We start from the raw sequence: 18,834 nt of genomic DNA on the forward strand, positions 1-18,834 counted from the left end.
GGTGTTGCGACGACCGGTTGAATCCGCCTTGACTGCCCCTATCGGAATGGTGCGTCAGGGCATTGGCCGCAGGCTGACGTTCGAACAGGGCTTGTTCCAGCGCATCCAGCACGAAGTCCGTTTGCATGCTTCGACTGACCCGCCAGCCCACGATGCGCCGGGCGTATACGTCCACCACGAAGGCCACGTACAGCCAGCCTTGCCAGGTGGAGACGTAGGTGAAGTCCGACACCCACAGCTCGTTGGGACGGCTGGCCTTGAAGTGTCGGTTGACATGGTCCAGCGGACACGGCGCCGAGGTGTCTGGCGTGGTGGTGCGCACCGTCTTGCCACGGCGTGCTCCTTGCAAGCCCATGGCACGCATCAACCGCTCGACCGTGCAGCGCGCCACCCGGATGCCCTCGCGGTTCATCTGCAGCCAGACCTTGTCGGCTCCGTAGACCTGCCAGTTGGCATGCCACACGCGCTGGATGTCGGACTTCAAACCCTCGTCACGCTGGGCGCGTGTACTGCGCAACTGTGGATTGCGCTGGCGAGCGGCATGGCGCCAGTAACACGACGGGGCCATCTGCAACACCCGGCAGATGGGCTCGACCCCGTAGTCGTGACGGTGGCGGTCGATGTAGTTCTTCAAGACTTCAATCGGCGGTCGAGCTCCGCCTGCGCGAAAAACGCGCTGGCCGTCTTGAGGATGTCATTGGCCCGGCGCAGCTCTTTGACCTCACGCTCCAGCTCCTTGATGCGCTGGGCTTCTGACGTGGTGGTGCCGGGGCGCTGGCCGCTATCAACCTCTGCCTTCTTGACCCAGTCGTTCAAGGTCTGAGGCACGCAGCCAATCTTGGGCGCAATCGATTCAATGGCTGCCCACAGCGACGGGTAGTCGGCTCGGTGCTCCTGCACCATGCGCACGGCGCGCTCGCGGACTTCTGGGGAGAACTTCGGTGACTTGTTCATGGCTCCATCTTCTCAAGAGTTGGAGCCTCCTCAAATCCCGGGGCGGTTCAGACAATGAGGGTAGCGAACAGACTCGCGTGTGCATTCCGCCACCGAAGTAGACAGGCACAGCGAACCGTTGCGCGTCTTCGAAGCCAGCAACGTTGAGTACTACGTCGTTGTTTGGCGGCCAAGCGATTTGCTGGTCGTCGTCCTCGATTTCTCCAAACGGTATGAGATCAAGCGGCACGCCTCCCTGCCTGGCGAAGTGCAGGCGATGCGGACCTCCGTCAACGGCGAAGAATCGCCCGGTCTCAATCAGTCGAGTCCGCAATTTGTGAAACTCGTCCCAATCGCGCAAGTACACACCGATGTCCACATCCAACGTGGCCCGATCTATCCCTCCTCCGAAGACGTGGTGCAAAAGAATGTCGCGAGCGAGTGCGCCACCAACGAAGTACTCGATGCCTTGCTCGGTGGCGGCGTGGTGCGCTTGCTGGAGTATCTCCAGCAAGAATGAATCGAGAGGCCTCTCGCGCGCGACCTCAAGCATCTCGGAGCCTTTGCTGGACCAGTCGGGCTGCCTCAAAACTTCTATCATCTCGGCTACTCAAAAGGTCCGCGTAGACCAGCAGTGGAGGCACCGTTGGATGTTCAGCACTCTTGCTGAGTGGCCAAAAGGCATCGAGCACTTCGACTGAGCCTTGGGGATCAGGCTTCAGGCGATAGAGAACCATAAGGTCTGCACGGGGGATCTTGCTGTAGATCGTTGCTGCTACTGGCTTGATGAAGCTTGTCAGATGAAACGCAGCTACTTCGCCACCCCATTGAGCCTTCTCTCCGTCCAACTGTGCGTCTTTCCACCAGGAATCCGTGAGCGGCTTGTACCGCCTCCCATTGAGTTTGTCGCGCAAGGCCACCGGGTAGTGTGTGGCCCACTCCGTTTCCAAAGTGTCTGCACTGAGCAATCGGCGTGGACTATCGATACCGCGGCTCAAAACTCCAAGGTTTTCGAGATCCTTGATGGCTGGTCCCACAGAACCTAGCGATACACCAGCCGCCTCTGCGATCTCTCGTTGAGTGCCGTTGACCAGCCTCGGCTGCGTCAACAAATTGAAGATGACACGCAAGGCACTCGGCCTGGTCCACATACCGATCGTAGTCTTGGCCTGGGCTTCGCTGCGGCGGGGGATTCCCGTGATGAACACATGGCAACCTGGCACTCGTATGAAGGCGTTGCCCGAAACATCAATGAAGTTGAGATGGAGCCGCCGACATTCATCTGCCATGGTCGGGGAGATGTAGGGCGCTATAAGCAACTGCTTTCCGTTCCACTTCTGTGCAGTTAGGCTTTTTGGCTCGTTGGCTTTGAAGATGCGGAGCGCTTGTATGCGATCAATTGAGCGTACTTGCGCTTCAAAGAGGTACTCTTCCCCATCTTGTATGTACGCCTTGAGACGGGTCGCGCTCGAGGATAGGTTTGGCAGAGCCTCGAACTGCAGCACAGGCGCTATTGCCTCTAAAGCACTCTCGATGATGCCTTGGTCGTCCATTTTTTTTCAATGTCCACGTTACGTGAACATTAATAATATCTGAACATCATACGAATGCAATCATCTTCCAGCCCGGGTACTGAGCTGAAGCGGCAGAAATTGGTACGTCTCCAGCCATCGCTGGCTAACTGGACGCAGCTCCGTACTCCTCGATAAACTGAGCCAGCGCTTGGGCAGTCGGCTCTCCCCACAACTGTTTGGCGTACCAAGGCGCAAAGATGCCACGGACTGCCGCGCTATCAAGCCCTTTGTCCAGCTTTAACGTCTTGTTGGTGTTCTGTGCCTTGAACGCCTCGAATAGAGCCTTGCGCTCGCCATCGTCAAGTTCCTTGTAGACCCCAAGGGCCTCAACAGCCCTGGCGGCAAGAAACCGCTCCATCACACTGCGACCGCTCGCCTTGCTCGATGACGAGGCCGTCTTGGGTGATGCCAGTGCAGGTACAGGAGTCGGGTTACGCACCAAGTCCTGGAGCGTCCAGCGGAAGTAGCCTGCGGGGGTCTCTAGCGGGGTCATTCCCTTCGACTCTGCGCGTGCCTCTACCCGAGAAATGGCAGTGCGCAGGAGGTCATCACTGTGCTGCGCGACCAAGTCGCTAGCATCCGCTTGGCTGAAACCGAATTTCATCACCCTCGTCATGAGTTCCGTGTCGATGATGGGCGGCGCCGGGAATTCAAGCTGGGCCTGCTTTGTCTGCTCGACTTTGAACTGCAGTTTCTCGACGCGCCGGCCGTTCTTGTGCTCAATCAGTTCGATGTTGATGTCAGTGAGCGCGTTGATTTCAGCGATGGCGGGCCTCAGCGTGTCACGCTTGAAATACTTGTAGACGGGCGGTGTCGAGTCAGAAATAGGATTGCCGGTGATCACACCGTACCAGTGCTCGTAAGTCTGAACGAACGTCACCTTGGATGGATTGGTCGCATAGCGGCGGCAAATCTCATACAGGGCAAGGGCAGACCCTGATTTGAGCGAGCTTTGGTACACGATCGAGAGCCGGGTGTAGGTGCTCGGCGCCATCACCTGCTCGTGCACCTCAGGAGGAAAAGCGAATCCAAACCACACCTGGCCTGCATGCTTGTTCAAACCAGCTGGGTTGACCAAAGTGACCGAAGAGACCAGTCGCTCGCTTGTCCACTGTCGCTCGTTCTCCATGAGCAGCTTGATGTTCTGCATTTCCTCAAGCTGCTTCTTCAGGTACTGCACGTCCTTGCTGTCATAGGCCGCGTCCCTGGCAAGGTCAGAAAGCGGAATCCAGAAGTATTTCTTGGCTGCAGCTGTGTTGATCGGTGCATTGAGCCCAGGAACCTTCATCTCCTGAGCGTGGTACATCATCACATTGAATACCTTCCGAGAGAGCAGCGAGAGATTGCCTTCTACGACGCGCAAACCAATGGCTTCATTGGTCTTGCGAAACTCTCTCACATCGCTGGCGTCGATCGTGATGACCTCCCCAGGTTTCGCCTTGCTCTTCCTCGCCATCGGCATCGACCTTTCCTGACCAGTGCTTGGTGCGCGCTGCCATGCAACCGGATCTATCGGTGAAATTTTCGCCAGATTCTCTCACCTTTCGATGGAAGCGTCGAGGATTCACCTTTGTATCGGTTTGTGGCAGATTCACCTTTCCGTAGGTGATGAGGCAAACCAATGATTGAGCAGCGCTGAGCTGCAGACCGCTCATCCGGCCAACGTGATCATCAGATGGATGCTAGCTCGCCAAGAAAAAGTTCATCAGCTCTAGGCGCGCTCCAAGGAGCTACCGTGTAGCCCACACCCCGTAGAAGCTCACCTTTGGCCACTTTGCCCCTGAATCCACTCACCTACAGTCCCTGTAGGTTCTCACCATAGATGTTACGTGTCCCCGGGGACACTCACCTCTCTCCCCGTATTGGCTCACCTTAGTCCCCGAATCCACTCCCCTCATCAGCCGGAAAAGCGCATGGGGCTTAGGTTTCGCGATGTTTAAATTGTATTTAAGGTTTCCAAGGATGTTCAATACAAAGAACTCTCAATAGCGTGCATGCCTAGCAAGTGAATTCCAATGCAGGACATCCAGTTCACCAGAGTGAAGAAGGAGTACAGCCGTGCGCTATTGCCCTTTGGTAGAGCATTTCTTCCTTGGTCCCTGTAAGAGCTCACCAGACGAGATCCAACCGAAGACAACTCTTGCTTCGCTCACCGGTTACAAGATGGACCACCTAGATTTCATCAGGCCCACTACTCCCCGTAAAGGCTCACCTATACCCTATCTGTACAAGATAGCTGTGCGATCTACGCTTATTAGAACCATCATCCGCGATGGTCCCTGATGAGGCTCACCTTTTCAGCAAGATAGAGTTTTATGGGCTATTCCGAGAGTGTGAGTACGCACTTCTATTCTCTGAAATCTCATGAGATTGCCTCTTCGAGTCCCTGTTGAGTCTCACCTTTGACCGTTACATGCACTTTGACTCAATGAAGTAGGCGTCCATATCGCGCTTTTGCCTGCTTCAGCGTGATGTTCCGCCGAATGCAGACTGCAAGCACTCCGCTCCGGTCTCCAGACTTGGCTTTGGCCCCCCGTAAAAGCTCACCTTAATCCATATCAGGGTGTCCGAATGCCCTCCCCTAGTCCTGCGCGCTGACGGCTGCGACTGGTCCCTGAAAAGGCTCACCTTTTGATGTTTGACGTATACCGGTCATCTCTGGCACTGCACTCCGGCGGTGGTGACGGATGTGTAGGCCAACTGCTGAAACAATGGTGGATCGACACTCCCCGTAAAGACTCACCTTACAGAGCAGAAGGGGTCGATACGGGCTATCAAAGGCCTCGGTTTGAGGTGGGAAGGACAGTCACCCCCTTTTCGCGTCTTTACGGAGTATTCAGACCGCCCTATGGGCCCTTTATCCTCTTAGGGAGCGTTTTTCTCTCCCTGTAGAGGCTCACCTTTGACTGAGTTCTCGATCAGTCAGCCAGGCCAAATCGGGTTCTTAGTTCGGCAACGAGTGCCGCCCTCTCCTTTGGGTCGGCAAGCACGACCTCAAGTGAGACCTTTCCTGAGTCCCATTCCTTTAGGAATCCGATCTGTTGGCCAGTGTGTTGGATCTTGTATTGGCGCGATGTTTCTTTGGGCTTGCGCTTATCGCCAGTATCGAGTTTTGCGCGTATCGCACCAACCTCCCGCGACGACAGATCTTCTTCTATGATGCGATTTACCAATGCAAGCACTTCGGTCTCGCTCACCTTCTTGGCGGCAAGCGTGATCTCATAGCCAACGAATACGCCGAACTTCTCTGGCCGATCGCGCATTCGGTCGAGCACAGCAGTCGGAAGGTTTAGCAACGCTATGGTCTTGTTCACCGTCGATAGCGACACGCCCAAGAGCTCAGCGATCTGCAACTCAGTTTGGACCAGGCCCTTATCAAGCAACTTTCTCCACGCGAATGCATTGTCCAAGGGACTTTGCGCGCTACGCTCCTCATTGAGCACCCAACTCACGCGATAGAGTTCGAGATCACCCTCGTGTGGGCGGATCACCAGGTTGATGCTGTGTTGACCAGCTGCAGCCAGCGCCTTCTTCCGGTAGTGGCCATCGATTAGCAGGTAGTCACCTGGAATAGAAGGATGCGCGATTGCGGACGCTGGAACGAGTTGGCCACGAGTTGCAATTGACGCCGCCAGCTCCTTGACGATGTCAGGATCATAGATGTGACGGGCATTCAGCGGGTTTTCGTGCACTCTATCGATAGGGGCGGCCACAATTCGCTGCTGCGCTGGGAGGAGACTTTCAGCGCTGAAAGTCCGACCAGCCGGTGCGTCATCGAAGGCGACAGAGGGGGGGGCTACACCTCCAAGACCACCTGGACGCTCGGAAAGCACGGCATCTGCTGCGGCAAACCGCGCATTTACATCCCGCTTCTCTGCTGAGAGGGACGCTCGCATGGCGGCTTTTCGGTCGACTTTGGAAATCATCTTCTGTCCTTATTTTTTGCGCGAGGGAAGATTCAAAAGGTGAAGCACTTCCTCTGCCATCAACTCCACCTCTTCCACTGCAACGGTGGCGCGTGGAACTTGATGAACGGTTGACCCAAGAATCTGGGCTTCTCTAAATGCCGCACGCGAACCCAGGGACGCTTTTAGAAGAGGAAAGTCTTTATCTTCGTCCAATAATTCAAGCAGCTCTTTGGCTAACGAAGTAGAGCGCTGGACCATGTTAGCAACGACCCGTGCGACAAGCTCTTCGTTGTTGGCCTGCGCTGCCTCAGCCAATTTCTTAGCAGACTCCGCCGCCCAGATATCCGCCGGGCTTGGGACCAACGGTATGAGAGCCAAGTCAGAGATCAACATGGCCGAAGTGGGAGCTGCAGAATTCATTGCCGGCGGGCAATCTACGAAAATCACGTCAAATTTATCGATGTGATTTTTTACTTCTCTGTGCATCTTTCCCTCCATCGGAGCAAGACTGATCACAGAAGCTGGAAATGGCCGCTCTTCAGGGGCGGCAGTTGCCCAGCGGCTGGCAGTCCCCTGCGGGTCCATGTCTACGACAAGTGACGAATATCCGCGAAGCCCGAATGATCCGGCGAGGCTCATCGCAATGGTTGTTTTGCCACAGCCGCCCTTTTGGTTAAACACGGTGACCACTTTTGCTGTCATTGCCTACTCCTGATAGGTTGGCTGACTTTCAGCGCTGAAAGTCTCGCCGAATTCTTTGCGAATGGGATTGTACTATTCGCAGATGAAAATCACCACAAATTCATAACTAATCTCCATTAATTCTTATCAAAAACATGCTATCGGTGGCGTAACTTCTGTAGCGACGGAGTTGTACTTGTGGTCTGACTTTCAGCGCTGAAAGCTGACGTAAGGGTGGTTGCTGATCGGGATTTTCTTTGTGCTAACTGGCGAGCGGTGCAGTTGTGTGGTGATGGTGTGTTGGTTGTGGGTTTTGGGCGCCGAAAGATAAGGCATGACGTGACGTCGCCGGTGTGTGCGAAGGGTCGGTCGGCGAATTAATTTCTTTTTTTGGAATTTATATGGTCATGTATATATTTTAATTTTGTTTTTAGGGATTTGCTGGGTGCAAGGGCGAAGGGTGAACTTTCAGCGCTGAAAGTTCTTGGGCGTTGTGGTTGGGGTTGCTCTGTTTGGCGCAACACTGGCTTTTATGAAATGTTGTGCAGGTGCCGTCGAGATGGAGAGCTTGCGGTGGATCAAAGGCGAAGCGTCATTGCGGTAAAGCCCCGGCGCCAGATACTTCCACGATCGTCTGTAACTCAGGTCATCCTGCTCATTGAACTGGCCGAGGAACCAAATTGCATCGACACAAGGTGGGTAAGAGCATGCGTAGCAATGCGTTGGGCCTCAACGGGCAGTGCATGCCATCAAGACTGACTGAAAGGCTAGGGGCCTCAAGCAGCTCATCATTTTGGTGAATGCAATGGGTTGAGGCCCCGCGGAGTGCTATATCACCAACGCCATTGACCAAATCAAGGCATTGCGGTTTCTTAGAGCCTGACCCCGGTGGCGAGCTTCAGCAGATAGTGGAGGGGCGGCGGAAGCGGCAACTCCATTCAGGCGGGCCGAGCGAAGATGCTTTTTCCGCCCAGCGTGCCAGTTTTCTCCATGTCCACCCCTGAGGTCAGTCTCTCACGCTCAAGAAGGCTACTGAACTCCCAATAGATCCAGTCTCAGTAGGTAAACTGAATCGCAGGACCAACAAGACGGGCGCGCATGGCGCTGATGCAGGAACTATTGGCTTGGACAAAAGGGCTCCAGGCCTGGCAGAGTGACGCTGTGGCGCGCTTGCTGGCCAAGAAAGAGCTTGTCCCCGCCGATCAAGATGACCTTTACGAGCTGCTCAAGGTGAGCACATGGCCTACCTGATTTAGAGACAAGGGATCCATTGCCGCTTGCAGAAGGCCAGATACCGACGCAGATCCAGGCTGAGACAGAGACCAAGTGGCTGGTCATCAAGAATATGCGCAACGTAAACGCCATCGCTGAAAACCAACAATTGGAAGCTGAAGCCAAGGGCTTGACGGTCATCTATGGCGCCGACGGAAGCGGAAAGTCTGGGTACTCACGGGTGTTCAAACGTGCAGGGCTCGCGATCAGTCACGACATCCTCCCCAACGCCAACGTGGCTGGAGCAAAAATGGGTAACGCTCAGACAACTTTCACAGTATGTGTGAATAGCCAGATTGATGAATTTGTATGGCAGCAAGGTAGAGAGTCATCCAAGGAGCTGTCGGCACTGTCGATATTTGACACTCGCTGTGCGCGTGCCTGCCTGGACAGCGAGGACGACTTTGCTTACGTGCCATATGAGCTCGAAGTGCTGGATGGCCTGGCCAACATCACCGATGAGGAGCTTCTGCGAAAGCAGACTTTGGAGGACAGCCTTAAAGAGATCAACCCGAAGGAGAAAGCAATCGCGCTGGGCAACAAGGTGGAGAGGGTTGAGGCCCTGGCGACCCGCGCCGAGGTGCTGGCTAATGCCTTGGGGCTTGTAGCGATTGCGAAGCTCAAAGGCCTTGTGGATGAGTACAGACTGAAGGCCTCGAACCTATTGGAGAAGGGGCAAAGCCATGACGGCCGACAGTGAATTCCTGGTGCCCGGTGGGCAGGTTCAACCCCCAACCCCCGAGGTCATGGAGCGCATCGAGCGCCGTTGGGAGGGCCTGCACGAACGCGTGGAGGCCAAGCTGCAGACGCTCAAAGGTGTGGATCGCAGGCAGGAATCCCGGCTCCTCGACCAAGCTGCCAAGGCCGGCACCGTGGCCAAGCGGGTGACATGGCTGCGCAAGGCGGCTGATAGCGTCACGGGCAGTGCTGCGCCGTTGGCGGCATGCCGCAAGGGGTGCTCACATTGCTGCCATATCGCCGTGATGATCTCCAGAGCCGAGGCCCTGGTCATCGCCAAGGAAACCGGGGCGCCGATGAACCTGTTGGCAGGGAAGTACACAATGGCCAACGTGGATGAGGACAGCGAGAGCTACAAGGCGGCAACGCAGGAAGCGTTTGGCAAGCCCTGTACCTTCCTGAAGGATAATGGATGCGGCATCTACTCAAGCCGACCCCTTCAGTGCAGGCTTCTCCTGAACATGGACGAGGACGCGTTGCTGTGCCAGCTCGTGGAGGGCGGCACCATCAATGTCCCCTACCTGAACACTCAGGAACACCACGTCGATTCGGTTGTCACCCTTGGGGCTCACCAGGACTACGACGACATCAGAAACTGGTTCCCAAAGACTGAGTAGCCGTGAGCCAGGCCTTGCAAAGCAGTCATCTCGTGCTGCTCTAGTCGTAGGCGGCGAGCAACGTTCATGTGCTGGTACCGAAACGGCGCGGTACTGGCTACCTGTCCGTACCCTAAGGGAATCCCCATTCCTGGTCTTGACGCCATTGCGGATCGCGCGGGCGTCGATGTGACGGGTCTCGATGGGGCGCTTTCCCGCCCCGCAATGGGTAAGCAAGGTACTCCCTGCCATTGCCTTCCCCTCGCGGGCATTCATGAGCCTCTAGGGTGCAAGCTCTCAGCAGCGCTCAGTAGGTGGCCTTGAGCACCAGTTGGCAACTCGCGTACTGGATGTATAGGGTCTGAGCGAGGCTGATGTGGTCAAGCACATAGAAGCGAGTGCTGCCCTGGTCATTGATCCGACTACGTTGGATCTGACCCAGGCGAAGATTGAAACGGAATATGGGGCTCTATGGTTTTCGAGAACATGCGCAAGGAACTGAGCGAGCTGGTGGGCCTGGTCCGCATGAGCGAGCGCTATTGCACATCGGTTGCGGTGCGCCCCGATCTGGCAACCGATGAATCACACGCGGCCGAGGTGAAGCGTGAACAGCGGATTGCTAAGCTTTCCGCCAAGTTCGGCATCACGTCCTGAGGACATGACGAAATGCAGACACACACGATTTTCCAACCGCTGCGCCGTGACGACACCGATAACGCTATGAGCGATATTGACCTTATCGTCATCGGCAGTGCGCCGTTCATCGAGTTATCTGCGGCGCTGCAAAGTGTCGAAGTAAAACTGATGCGCCCACTGAACTTTTCTTTGTACGAACCAGCGGAGTGGCGCGGGTTGGTCGCAACTGACACGGTGGTTGCTCAGATTGAGAAGGGGGCCCGTCTGACGGTAATTTGATTGAGCACCCGTTTACATTGGGTAATTAAAAGTACCTGGCGTTATTTTATGGTCGAAGTGGTTGTATTTATTGGGGTTTTCTTCTCGCGACAATTGCTGTGCCTGAGCCCGCAGGTTGGTGGTGACTCTCAACGTTGTTTGACCACGTAGGCGCAAGCCAGGAATGTAGAAGTACCTTGGCGCCCAGTCGAACATCAGCATGAGTGGCGCGCTGGGGCGGAAAGCGACAGCCCAATCTGATGGGAGGGGCCCATATGAAAGTTTTGGTGGTGTGTCTTGAAGACAAGACATTCGAATTCCAGGGGCAAGCCGGTGATTTGCGTCACTCAGACGTCTGGCCCCATTTTTGGATGCCTTGCGTGATGGGGGACGACTGGTTTCAGCGCGTCAACTGTCCCCTGCAAACCCCGCCGTTGTACGTCCGTCCTCTCGACGCGTATTTACTCGTACTCTTTCAGTCGCGCCAAGATGCCGAGGACTTATCCGCGTGGATTCCAGCGGCACTGGCCGCTGTTGACCAGGGTTACCGGACCATGAGGGGCTAGCCGACGCACCAATGTGCGAACATAAAAGTTCTGCTGACTTGCACGGAACTGTGCGACACAAGGGAGATATTTGTGGCTATCGGAGCCGTTTTTGACCACAACAACTTCCAGGCCGTATCCATCCCTGCGGAGGTGAGCCTGTCAGAGGGGGCCATCAAGTTGAGATACGCGTCACCGGGGCGGCGAACTCGTCGTCGCGCCTCTACGGAATTCTTGGCACGACTTTTCGTCGGTGGCTTATGCGTCAGTGAAGATTTTTTGTACGAGCGAGCGTCCCTGCATCAACCAGCGCGGGCTCAAGCGCCGACACATGAAGAACCGTAGCGAGCGACCTGGAAGCGGTGTTTAGGCGACACAAAAGCCTGAAGGCGCAGCTTGTGGTGCCCAGTGAATTGGACACAGATGTTAGCGATGCGCGTACAGTTACAATACGTCCTCAGGACGTATTGTAACTGTACGCAACTGTCGCAAAAAAGCCACAAATTTGCAGTGTGCTGCATTTTCGTCATGGCACTGGTACAATCTCCGTCCTTAGGACGGAGATTGTACCAGTGCCAGCCGACCATTCGAAAATTCTTGCTCAGGTAGATGCGGTGGCCGGAGCTATCGCCGACCGCATTTCGGCATGGCCAAGGCCTGTCCTGACGGACTACGAGCTGGGTACGCTGCTCTTTGAGCTGGGCGGTGAGCAGGACTCCACAACGACGCCGGCGTTGTATGACGCGGTGGTGGGCAGGTTGAGCTCCTACAAATTGCTGAGTCCCAGCAAGGAATTCAAGAGCGCCACCGTTTTTCATCTGTTCGGGCGCCACAAATCGCCGCCAGCAGAGGTGGCATGCTCCGTGGACCCCTTTGCATATGTCTCACATCTGAGTGCCATGGAGTTTCATGGCCTCACGGACCGGTTTCCGAAGACGCTGTTCCTTTGCACACCTCCCGCAGCCGAGTGGAAAACCCTTGCAGCAGAAAAAATGCGCAAGGACCTGGGCTCCCGCCACGATGACTATCTGGCCGCCAAGCTCCCCGTTCTGCGGTTCTTGCCGTTTTCCTCCGTGGAGGGCGTGCGCGTTCACCTGTTGCGGCGGTCCAAGCGCGGGGCTTTCAAAATCATCAAATCACCCCCCCTCCGGGTAGCGACCCTGGGACGGACTTTCCTGGACATGCTGCGAGAACCCGACAACTGCGGTGGCATCCAGCATGTGATTGACACCTACCGCGAGTATGCAGCCCGTTACCTCTCCTTGATAGTCGAGGAAGTGGACCGCCATGGCCAGTCCATCGACAAGGTGCGTGCTGGATTCCTGCTCGATGAAGTCTGCAAACTGGAGCATCCCATGCTGGAAGGTTGGCTGAAGGCGGTGCAACGGGGCGGCTCGCGCATGCTGGACCCCCAGGGCGAATACGCAGCCAGCTTCTCGCAAAAATGGATGCTGTCCGTGAACGTTCCGTCCCTGCAAAACCAAGAAGAAACAGGAGACTGATGTGAACGAAGTGGATGTGTCCGCGTGGGTGGAGCAGGCAGATGCGCCCCAGCGACGATTTCGGGAGGCCGTGCATACCATTCTGGATGCCATTGGTCAGTCGCGCAGCCTTCAGACCAAGATGGTGATGAAAGGTGGCCTGCTCATGGCCATTCGCTATGCAAGCACCCGATTCACCCGGGACATCGACTTTTCGACGGCGGACGTCTATCGGGAAGCGCAGGCTGAGGAGCTTGTGCAGGAATTTGAGCGGCAGCTGGTGCTGGCTGCCGACCGCTTGCCCTATGCCACTGCCTGCAAACTGCAATCTCATCAGGTGCAGCCCAAGGGAGAAAACAGGACCCACCAGAGTCTCAAGCTCAAGGTCGGCTATGCAGATGCGACCAAACCAGCGGCCATGCAGCGCCTGGAAGCAGGGCAGTCGCCCCTTATCGTGGAGATTGATTACAGCTACAACGAGGCTGTGGTGGACGTCGAGGTGCTGGAGCTCGATGGCGGGGTGACCATCCAGTCATATAGCCTGCATAACGTGGTGGCGGAGAAACTGCGTTCCTTGCTGCAGCAGCCCATCCGTCGGCGCAATCGCAGACAAGACGTTTATGACATCCATTTGCTGTTGCAGTCCTCCATGGCACTGTCGGGGCAGGACCTTCAGAACATCCACGACGTACTCTTGCAGTCGTGTCGCTCCAAGCAAATCGAGCCCACGAAAGATTCCCTGGACGATGAACAGGTCATCCTCTTGGCCCGAAAAGGGTACGAGAGCCTGGTCGACGACATCGACGGAGACCTGCCGCCGTTTGACGAAGCAATGACGGCCGTGCAGGTGCTATACCGGTCATTGCCCTGGGAAGTCTGAAGAGCGCGGACAGGGAGCGGGTGGGGGGCCGTACGGGTACAATCTACCGAGCCCAAAACACTGTCACAAAATTGGCAATGTGGAGGGTGGAACAGGTGCGGACGACTGCGTTTGACAGTGAGCTACTGTTTTTGAATGCTGTCCAAGTGCTTGATTTTGTTAGGAATTGCGTTTGGTTCCGAACGCGCTGCACACAAAGTTTTCGATTGAAAATCCTTGTGTCGGTGGTTCGATTCCGCCCCAGGCCACCAATCACTCTACGCCTAGTCCCTCCAGACTAGGCGTTTTCATTTGTGCGACAAGGACTTAGCTCCGAAATGTCGCTCACAACGTCCCAAGTCGTTCCGTTACATCCCGCGTTTGCCCGTACCCCGGGCCGTACCCTAGAGTGATCCCATGAAAAACGCCCCTCGGGGGTACGGGGTACGAAATGGGACTGCTGAGCGAGACGCAAATCAAGGCGACCAAGCCTGGGCCGAAGGAATTCTTCCTCAACGATGGCGACAACCTGTTCCTGCGCGTGCGCAGCAGTGGGAAGGCCTGGATCTACCGATACGACAAGGACGGGAAGACCGTCAAGCTCGGGCTGGGGCCGTACCCGGCGGTGACGCTGGCGCAAGCGCGCTCCAAGGCCTATGAGGCCAGCAGCCTGCGCGCGGGCGGACAGGACCTCAAGGAGGTTCGTCGGCAACGAGAAGAGCAGGAGCGCGTCGCTGCGCTGAATACCTTCGAGCTGCTGGCACGCGCCTGGGTGGCCAATGCTAGGAAAGACCGGCAATGGTCGAGCGGCTACGCCGGCAAAGTCATCCGGCACCTGGAGATCCACGTCTTCCCCTGGGTGGGCGACCGGCCCATCGAGAAGGTCGGCCCCACCGAGATCGTGCGATGCCTGCACCGGATCAAGGACCGCGGCAACCTGGAGACGGCCCAGCGCGTGCGCGAGGCGGTGCAGCACGTGTACCAGCATGCGGTGGACGTTGGCGCCCTGGAGCCGTCCAGAAACTTCGTCAACAAGAACACCGGCGGCCTGCCGGCGCCGCGCAGCCGGCACTACGCCGCCATCACCGATCCCGCGCAGCTCGGGCTGTTGCTGCGTGACATCCGCGACTACAACGGTGCCTTCATCACACGCTGCGCGCTGCGGCTCGCGCCGGTGATCTTCCAGCGCCCAGGCCAGTTGCGCCTTGCTGAATGGGAGGACATCCATCTCGACGATGAACTGTGGCGCTGCCCGCCCGAGAAGATGAAGCTGCGCGAATGGCAGAAGCGGGACAGCCGCACGCCGGCACACCTGGTGCCGCTGCCGCGGCAAGCGATGGAAATCCTTCGGGACCTGCATCCGTTGACCGGCCCGGCCGGGCCGATTTTTCGCAGCATTGTTAGCGCCAGTGCAATCGTGATCAGCAGTGCCAGTCGAACATTGACCAGGGGCTGAAGCTGGTTCCATTAGAAGCCAGCTGTGGATAACTATAGGTTGGATGGTTCGGTTGCACCTCCTTTTTTTGAACTGGTAGTTGGTATTCCCGAGCCGTCAGGCGAGGCCCCCTCCTGCGAGCCCTCGCTTAACTGTGCCGCTGCTGCTTTCCTGGTCTGCTCACGGGTCTTGATGCGCCCCTTGGCTTCGTGCGTGCTGTGGCGGAAGCGGTAGGACTCGTTGCCCGTCTCGATGATGTGGCAGTGATGGGTCAAGCGATCCAGCAACGCAGTGGTCATCTTGGCATCGCCGAACACCGTGGACCACTCCGCGAACGTCAGGTTGGTGGTGATCATCACGCTGGTGTGCTCGTACAGCTTGGACAGCAGGTGGAACAACAAGGCGCCACCGGCCTGGCTGAAGGGCAGGTAGCCCAACTCGTCGAGCACGACCAGATCCATGCGCACCAGACTCATGGCGATGCGTCCGGCACGGCCCTGGCTCTTCTCATGCTCCAGGGCATTGACCAGATCGACCGTGGAGTAGAACCGCACTCGCTTGGCGTGCCGGGTGAGCCCAGCAATTCCCAGCGCCGTGGCCAGGTGGGTTTTGCCGGTGCCTGGGCCGCCGACCAGCACCACGTTCTGCGCATCCTGCGTGAACGAGAGGTCCGCCAGTTTCTGGATCAACGCGCGGTCGACCTGCGCGACGGTGAAGTCGAACCCAGCCAGGTCGCGGTGCATCGGGAAGCGCGCCGCCTTCATCTGGTGGGCGATGGAGCGCATCGCCCGATCAGCATCTTCAGCCTGTAGCAGGTGCTCCACCAGCCAGCGTGATGCGGCCAGGGTCGTATCGCCACCTTGCTCCGTCAGATCGGCCCAGGCCGTGGCCATGCCGTTGAGCCGCAGCGCCTTCAGTTGGGCCAGTACATCGATGGAGGTCTCACGCATGATCGACCTCCTGCTCATGGTCCGTGTGGGTGGGGCGCAGCCGGTCATAACGCGCGGTGTCGGCCTTGGGCGCCTGGGTGAGTTGCAAGGACGTCTGCGCCTGCGCTGGCGTGGCCGGGTTGTTCAAGCGGGCCAGCACGTTGCGCACGTGCTCCACGCTAATGCTGCCACTGGGGGCCCTGCCTTCGAGTACCAGCTCGATGGCCACCAGCACCGCTTCCAGCCCAGCCTGCGGCACCACGGCCAGCACCTGTGCCATGACCCGGTCTCCTCCAGGGTGCCTGAGCAGCGACTGGCGCAAACGCAGCAACGGCGCCGGAAGGTCCAGGAACGGCGTGCCATTGCGCAATGCGCCCGGTTTGCGCTGCACCAGGTCGATGTAGTGCTGCCAGTCGTAGCTGGTCTGGCCACTGCCCGGCAGCCGGGCATGGCTGGCTACGACGGCATCTGCGGCCGCCACATCGATTCGTTCGGGATAGACGCGGGTGCTGACGATGTGGCCGGCCCACTCGCACGGCACGGAGTAACGGTTGCGCGCGGCGGCCACCAGGCAGGTGCTGCTGACCCGGGCCAGCCGCTCGACGTAGCCGTTGAAGGGGGCCGGCATGGACATGAGGTGAGGCTTCTCCAACTCCCACATCTCGGCCACGGTGAACTGTCGGTGGATCGGATGCGTGGTGTCGCTCCACACCGAACGACACCGCTCGCTCAGCCAGGCATTGAGTTCGATGAACGAGCCGAAGCGACGGGTCGCGGCTTCGATCCAGATGCGCCTGCGGCTGTCCTGCACGTTCTTCTCGACCACCCCCTTCTCCCAGCCCGAGGCGACGTTGCAGAAGTCGGCGTCGAACAGGTAGTGGCTGCACATGGCCGCGAATCGCGCGTTGACGGTGCGCTGCTTGCCACGCTGCACCTTGTCCACGGCGGTGCGCATGTTGTCGTAGATGCCGCGCCGGGTGACGCCACCGAGTGCCTGGAACGAGCGTGTGTGCGCGTCGAACAGCATCTCATGGCCCTGGCTGGGGTAGGCCACCAGCCAGAAAGCACGGCTGGCGCACAGCTTCAGGTGCGCAACTTGCACGTTGTAGAACACGCCGCCGACGACCATGGCTTCGACGCTCCAGTCGAACTGGAAGGCCTCGCCCAGCTCGAAGCTCATCGGAACGAACGCCTTGGCCGGACTGGCTGCTGACTCCACCCGCCAGCGCCGGATGTAGTCGGTGACGGCGCTGTAGCCGCCGCGGTAGCCCTGGGCCTGTATCTGAGCAAACAAGGCACGGCCGCTGCGCCGTCCCTGCTTGGGGCGATGGCTGTCGGTTGTGAGTGCTTGATGCAGGGCCGGCTCGAATGCCGTGAGCTTGCCATCGAACTTCACCCGCTCGTACTTCGGCACAACATCGCCGGGCGCCTTGAGCCACTTCTTGACCGTGTTGCGCGACAGGCCCGTGCGCTTTGCGATCTCGCTGAGAGAGAGTTGGTCGCGCAGCCTCATGCGCCTGACCTTGCCAATCATGTCCATGGTGATCACCTTGAATCCCTGCTGAAATTCTCAGCAGGTCAGTGGAACACCCTGGTCAATATTGGATTGGCACTTTGCGGTTTAGCTGGTCAAGATTGCATCGGCACTAACAGTCGTGGTCGAAGCGCTGGCCTGCGGTGGCCGGATAGGACACGGTGACACGGATCATGGGGAGCTCCCGGGTTAGAAAGAACGGAGGGGGAAAGAGCGCGCGGCACCGCGCAGTTCGCGCCGGAGCAAAGTCGGCCGGAGCGGGGGGACAGGGAAGGGTGGTATCTCGACGGACGCTGGGCTATTGCGGCTCAAGCTTGATCGAGCGCGCGATCTGCGTGAACTTGGTGACCTCCGATTTGAAGAAGGTGTCGAGTTCTGCCAGATTCATGCGCGCCCCGACCGTGGCGCCAGCCATCTCGGTCTGGCGCTGGTAGTCGCGATCCTGCAAGGCTTCGTCCACGGCCTTGTTCAATCGGATCGCCACGTCGATGGGCACCTCGCGCGGCACATACACGCCGCCCCACATCTCGAAGTTGAAGTTCTGCAGGTCTGTGGTCTCGGCCACGGTTGGCACATCGGCCAACCGCGCGACACGGTGGTCGGACGTCACCGCGTACGCCTTGAGCTTCTTTTGCAAGATCAGGTCGACTGTGTTTCCGCCAACCGGCAGGAACGCCAATTGCACCTGCCCGCCGATCAGGTCTTGCACGAGCGGCGCAGAGCCGCGGTAGGGCACGTGTGTCATCTCGATGCGCTGGCGCCCAGCGAAGTCTTCGCTCACCAGGTGGGGCATGGAGCCCGCGCCAAAACTTCCATAGGTCAGCGGCGGGGCGCCTGCCTTGCGTGCCGATGCCATCAGCTCGGGCAGCGTGCGCGCGCTGTTCTGAAGGCCGCTGACCAGCACCAGCGGCGTGCGGCTGGCCATGCCAACAAGTCGCAGCTGATCGGGCTTGTGGCGAACGGCGGCCAGCACCATGGGCGCCAGGATCACGTTGCTCGCATCGGCGAACAGTGTCATTTGCCCGTCTTTCGGGGCCTTCAGCACCTTGTCGATCGCAATGGCGCCGCTGGCACCGGGGAGGTTCTCGATGATGAAGCCTTGGCCAAGAGATCTGCGCATCGCAGGCTCGAGCTGCCGGGCCGTCACGTCGGCCGGCCCGCCCGCTGGATAGGCCACCACCATGCTGGACATGCGGCCCGCGGGCGCTTGCGCATGCGAGATCGCCGCGCCTGCGAGCAGCACGGCGCCAAGGACGTGCAAGAGGCAGCGCAGGCCGCGCGGCATGGCGGGCGTGCCGGTGCCGTGGGCCGGCGGGGCAGGAATTCGAATCATCGTTGTCTCCATCAGTTGTGATTGCACCGTGACGCTCGCTGTTGGCAGCTGCCCGGTGCTAGGAGAATCTTGCCGACCCGTGCCTGCGCCGGAATGTAGCGGTACGCCACAAATTTGTGATG

Annotated in this window: 16 protein-coding genes, 1 pseudogene and 1 other annotated feature; of the genes and pseudogenes, 9 read left to right on the forward strand and 8 right to left on the reverse strand. The window is 58.2% G+C overall.

Going from position 1 to position 18,834, the window contains the following annotated elements:
• Positions 1-954, reverse strand: a pseudogene (locus tag ACTJKQ_RS22350) (IS3 family transposase); the annotation flags it as partial.
• Positions 560-676 (reverse strand) — a sequence feature (AL1L pseudoknot). (Overlaps the previous pseudogene by 117 nt.)
• A gap of 79 nt (positions 955-1,033) precedes the next feature.
• Here ACTJKQ_RS22350 and ACTJKQ_RS22355 point away from each other — a divergent pair.
• Complete coding sequence (locus ACTJKQ_RS22355; RefSeq protein ID WP_440598098.1) at positions 1,034-1,453, forward strand: hypothetical protein; 420 nt, start codon at positions 1,034-1,036, stop codon at positions 1,451-1,453.
• Between the two features lie 25 nt (positions 1,454-1,478).
• Here the strand turns inward: ACTJKQ_RS22355 and ACTJKQ_RS22360 are convergent, their stop codons facing one another.
• The 4 genes from ACTJKQ_RS22360 to parA form a co-directional block, all read right to left on the reverse strand.
• Positions 1,479-2,486, reverse strand: coding sequence for a type IV toxin-antitoxin system AbiEi family antitoxin (locus ACTJKQ_RS22360; RefSeq protein WP_440598099.1), 1,008 nt, complete (start codon positions 2,484-2,486; stop codon positions 1,479-1,481).
• Between the two features lie 124 nt (positions 2,487-2,610).
• Positions 2,611-3,969, reverse strand: coding sequence for a RepB family plasmid replication initiator protein (locus ACTJKQ_RS22365; RefSeq protein WP_440598100.1), 1,359 nt, complete (start codon positions 3,967-3,969; stop codon positions 2,611-2,613).
• A gap of 1,456 nt (positions 3,970-5,425) precedes the next feature.
• Complete coding sequence (locus ACTJKQ_RS22370; protein WP_440598101.1) at positions 5,426-6,433, reverse strand: ParB/RepB/Spo0J family partition protein; 1,008 nt, start codon at positions 6,431-6,433, stop codon at positions 5,426-5,428.
• Positions 6,434-6,442: 9 nt separating this feature from the next.
• On the reverse strand, positions 6,443-7,117 hold the full coding sequence (gene parA, locus ACTJKQ_RS22375; protein ID WP_440598102.1) for a ParA family partition ATPase: 675 nt from the start codon (positions 7,115-7,117) through the stop codon (positions 6,443-6,445).
• Positions 7,118-8,194: 1,077 nt separating this feature from the next.
• Here parA and ACTJKQ_RS22380 point away from each other — a divergent pair.
• From ACTJKQ_RS22380 to ACTJKQ_RS22415, 8 genes are all read left to right on the forward strand, one after another.
• Positions 8,195-8,347: a hypothetical protein gene (locus tag ACTJKQ_RS22380; protein WP_440598103.1), complete on the forward strand. Its 153-nt coding sequence runs from the start codon at positions 8,195-8,197 to the stop codon at positions 8,345-8,347.
• 19 nt (positions 8,348-8,366) lie between these two features.
• Positions 8,367-9,068 carry a hypothetical protein gene (locus tag ACTJKQ_RS22385; protein WP_440598104.1) on the forward strand — a complete coding sequence of 234 codons (702 nt, stop codon included), beginning with the start codon at positions 8,367-8,369 and terminating at the stop codon, positions 9,066-9,068.
• Positions 9,052-9,723 (forward strand): YkgJ family cysteine cluster protein, encoded by a 672-nt coding sequence (locus tag ACTJKQ_RS22390; protein ID WP_440598105.1) that lies wholly within the window; start codon positions 9,052-9,054, stop codon positions 9,721-9,723. The genes ACTJKQ_RS22385 and ACTJKQ_RS22390 overlap by 17 nt, the downstream gene beginning before the upstream one ends.
• A 450-nt stretch (positions 9,724-10,173) precedes the next feature.
• A complete protein-coding gene (locus ACTJKQ_RS22395) occupies positions 10,174-10,356 on the forward strand; it encodes a hypothetical protein (protein WP_440598106.1) in 183 nt (60 codons plus the stop codon).
• Positions 10,357-10,368: 12 nt separating this feature from the next.
• A complete protein-coding gene (locus ACTJKQ_RS22400) occupies positions 10,369-10,617 on the forward strand; it encodes a hypothetical protein (RefSeq protein WP_440598107.1) in 249 nt (82 codons plus the stop codon).
• Between the two features lie 1,096 nt (positions 10,618-11,713).
• Positions 11,714-12,643: a type IV toxin-antitoxin system AbiEi family antitoxin domain-containing protein gene (locus ACTJKQ_RS22405; protein WP_440598108.1), complete on the forward strand. Its 930-nt coding sequence runs from the start codon at positions 11,714-11,716 to the stop codon at positions 12,641-12,643.
• A gap of 1 nt (position 12,644) precedes the next feature.
• Positions 12,645-13,502, forward strand: a complete 858-nt coding sequence (locus ACTJKQ_RS22410; RefSeq protein WP_440598109.1) for a nucleotidyl transferase AbiEii/AbiGii toxin family protein — start codon at positions 12,645-12,647, stop codon at positions 13,500-13,502.
• 430 nt (positions 13,503-13,932) lie between these two features.
• Complete coding sequence (locus ACTJKQ_RS22415; RefSeq protein ID WP_440598110.1) at positions 13,933-14,937, forward strand: tyrosine-type recombinase/integrase; 1,005 nt, start codon at positions 13,933-13,935, stop codon at positions 14,935-14,937.
• A 32-nt stretch (positions 14,938-14,969) separates the two neighbouring features.
• On the opposite strand, the gene istB is transcribed toward ACTJKQ_RS22415, so the two are convergent.
• The 3 genes from istB to ACTJKQ_RS22430 all read right to left on the reverse strand — a co-directional run bounded on the left by istB (position 14,970) and on the right by ACTJKQ_RS22430 (position 18,712).
• A complete protein-coding gene (gene istB / locus ACTJKQ_RS22420) occupies positions 14,970-15,866 on the reverse strand; it encodes an IS21-like element helper ATPase IstB (RefSeq protein WP_440598111.1) in 897 nt (298 codons plus the stop codon).
• On the reverse strand, positions 15,859-17,385 hold the full coding sequence (gene istA / locus ACTJKQ_RS22425; protein WP_440598112.1) for an IS21 family transposase: 1,527 nt from the start codon (positions 17,383-17,385) through the stop codon (positions 15,859-15,861). The genes istB and istA overlap by 8 nt, the downstream gene beginning before the upstream one ends.
• A gap of 292 nt (positions 17,386-17,677) precedes the next feature.
• The gene (locus ACTJKQ_RS22430) at positions 17,678-18,712 is read right to left on the reverse strand and encodes a Bug family tripartite tricarboxylate transporter substrate binding protein (protein WP_440598113.1); all 1,035 of its coding nucleotides are present in this window, start codon (positions 18,710-18,712) and stop codon (positions 17,678-17,680) included.
• Between the last annotated feature and the right edge of the window lie 122 nt (positions 18,713-18,834).

It is taken from the genome of Acidovorax sp. 22279 (genome assembly GCF_052045435.1).
GTDB classification, from domain to species: Bacteria; Pseudomonadota; Gammaproteobacteria; order Burkholderiales; family Burkholderiaceae_C; genus Acidovorax; species Acidovorax delafieldii.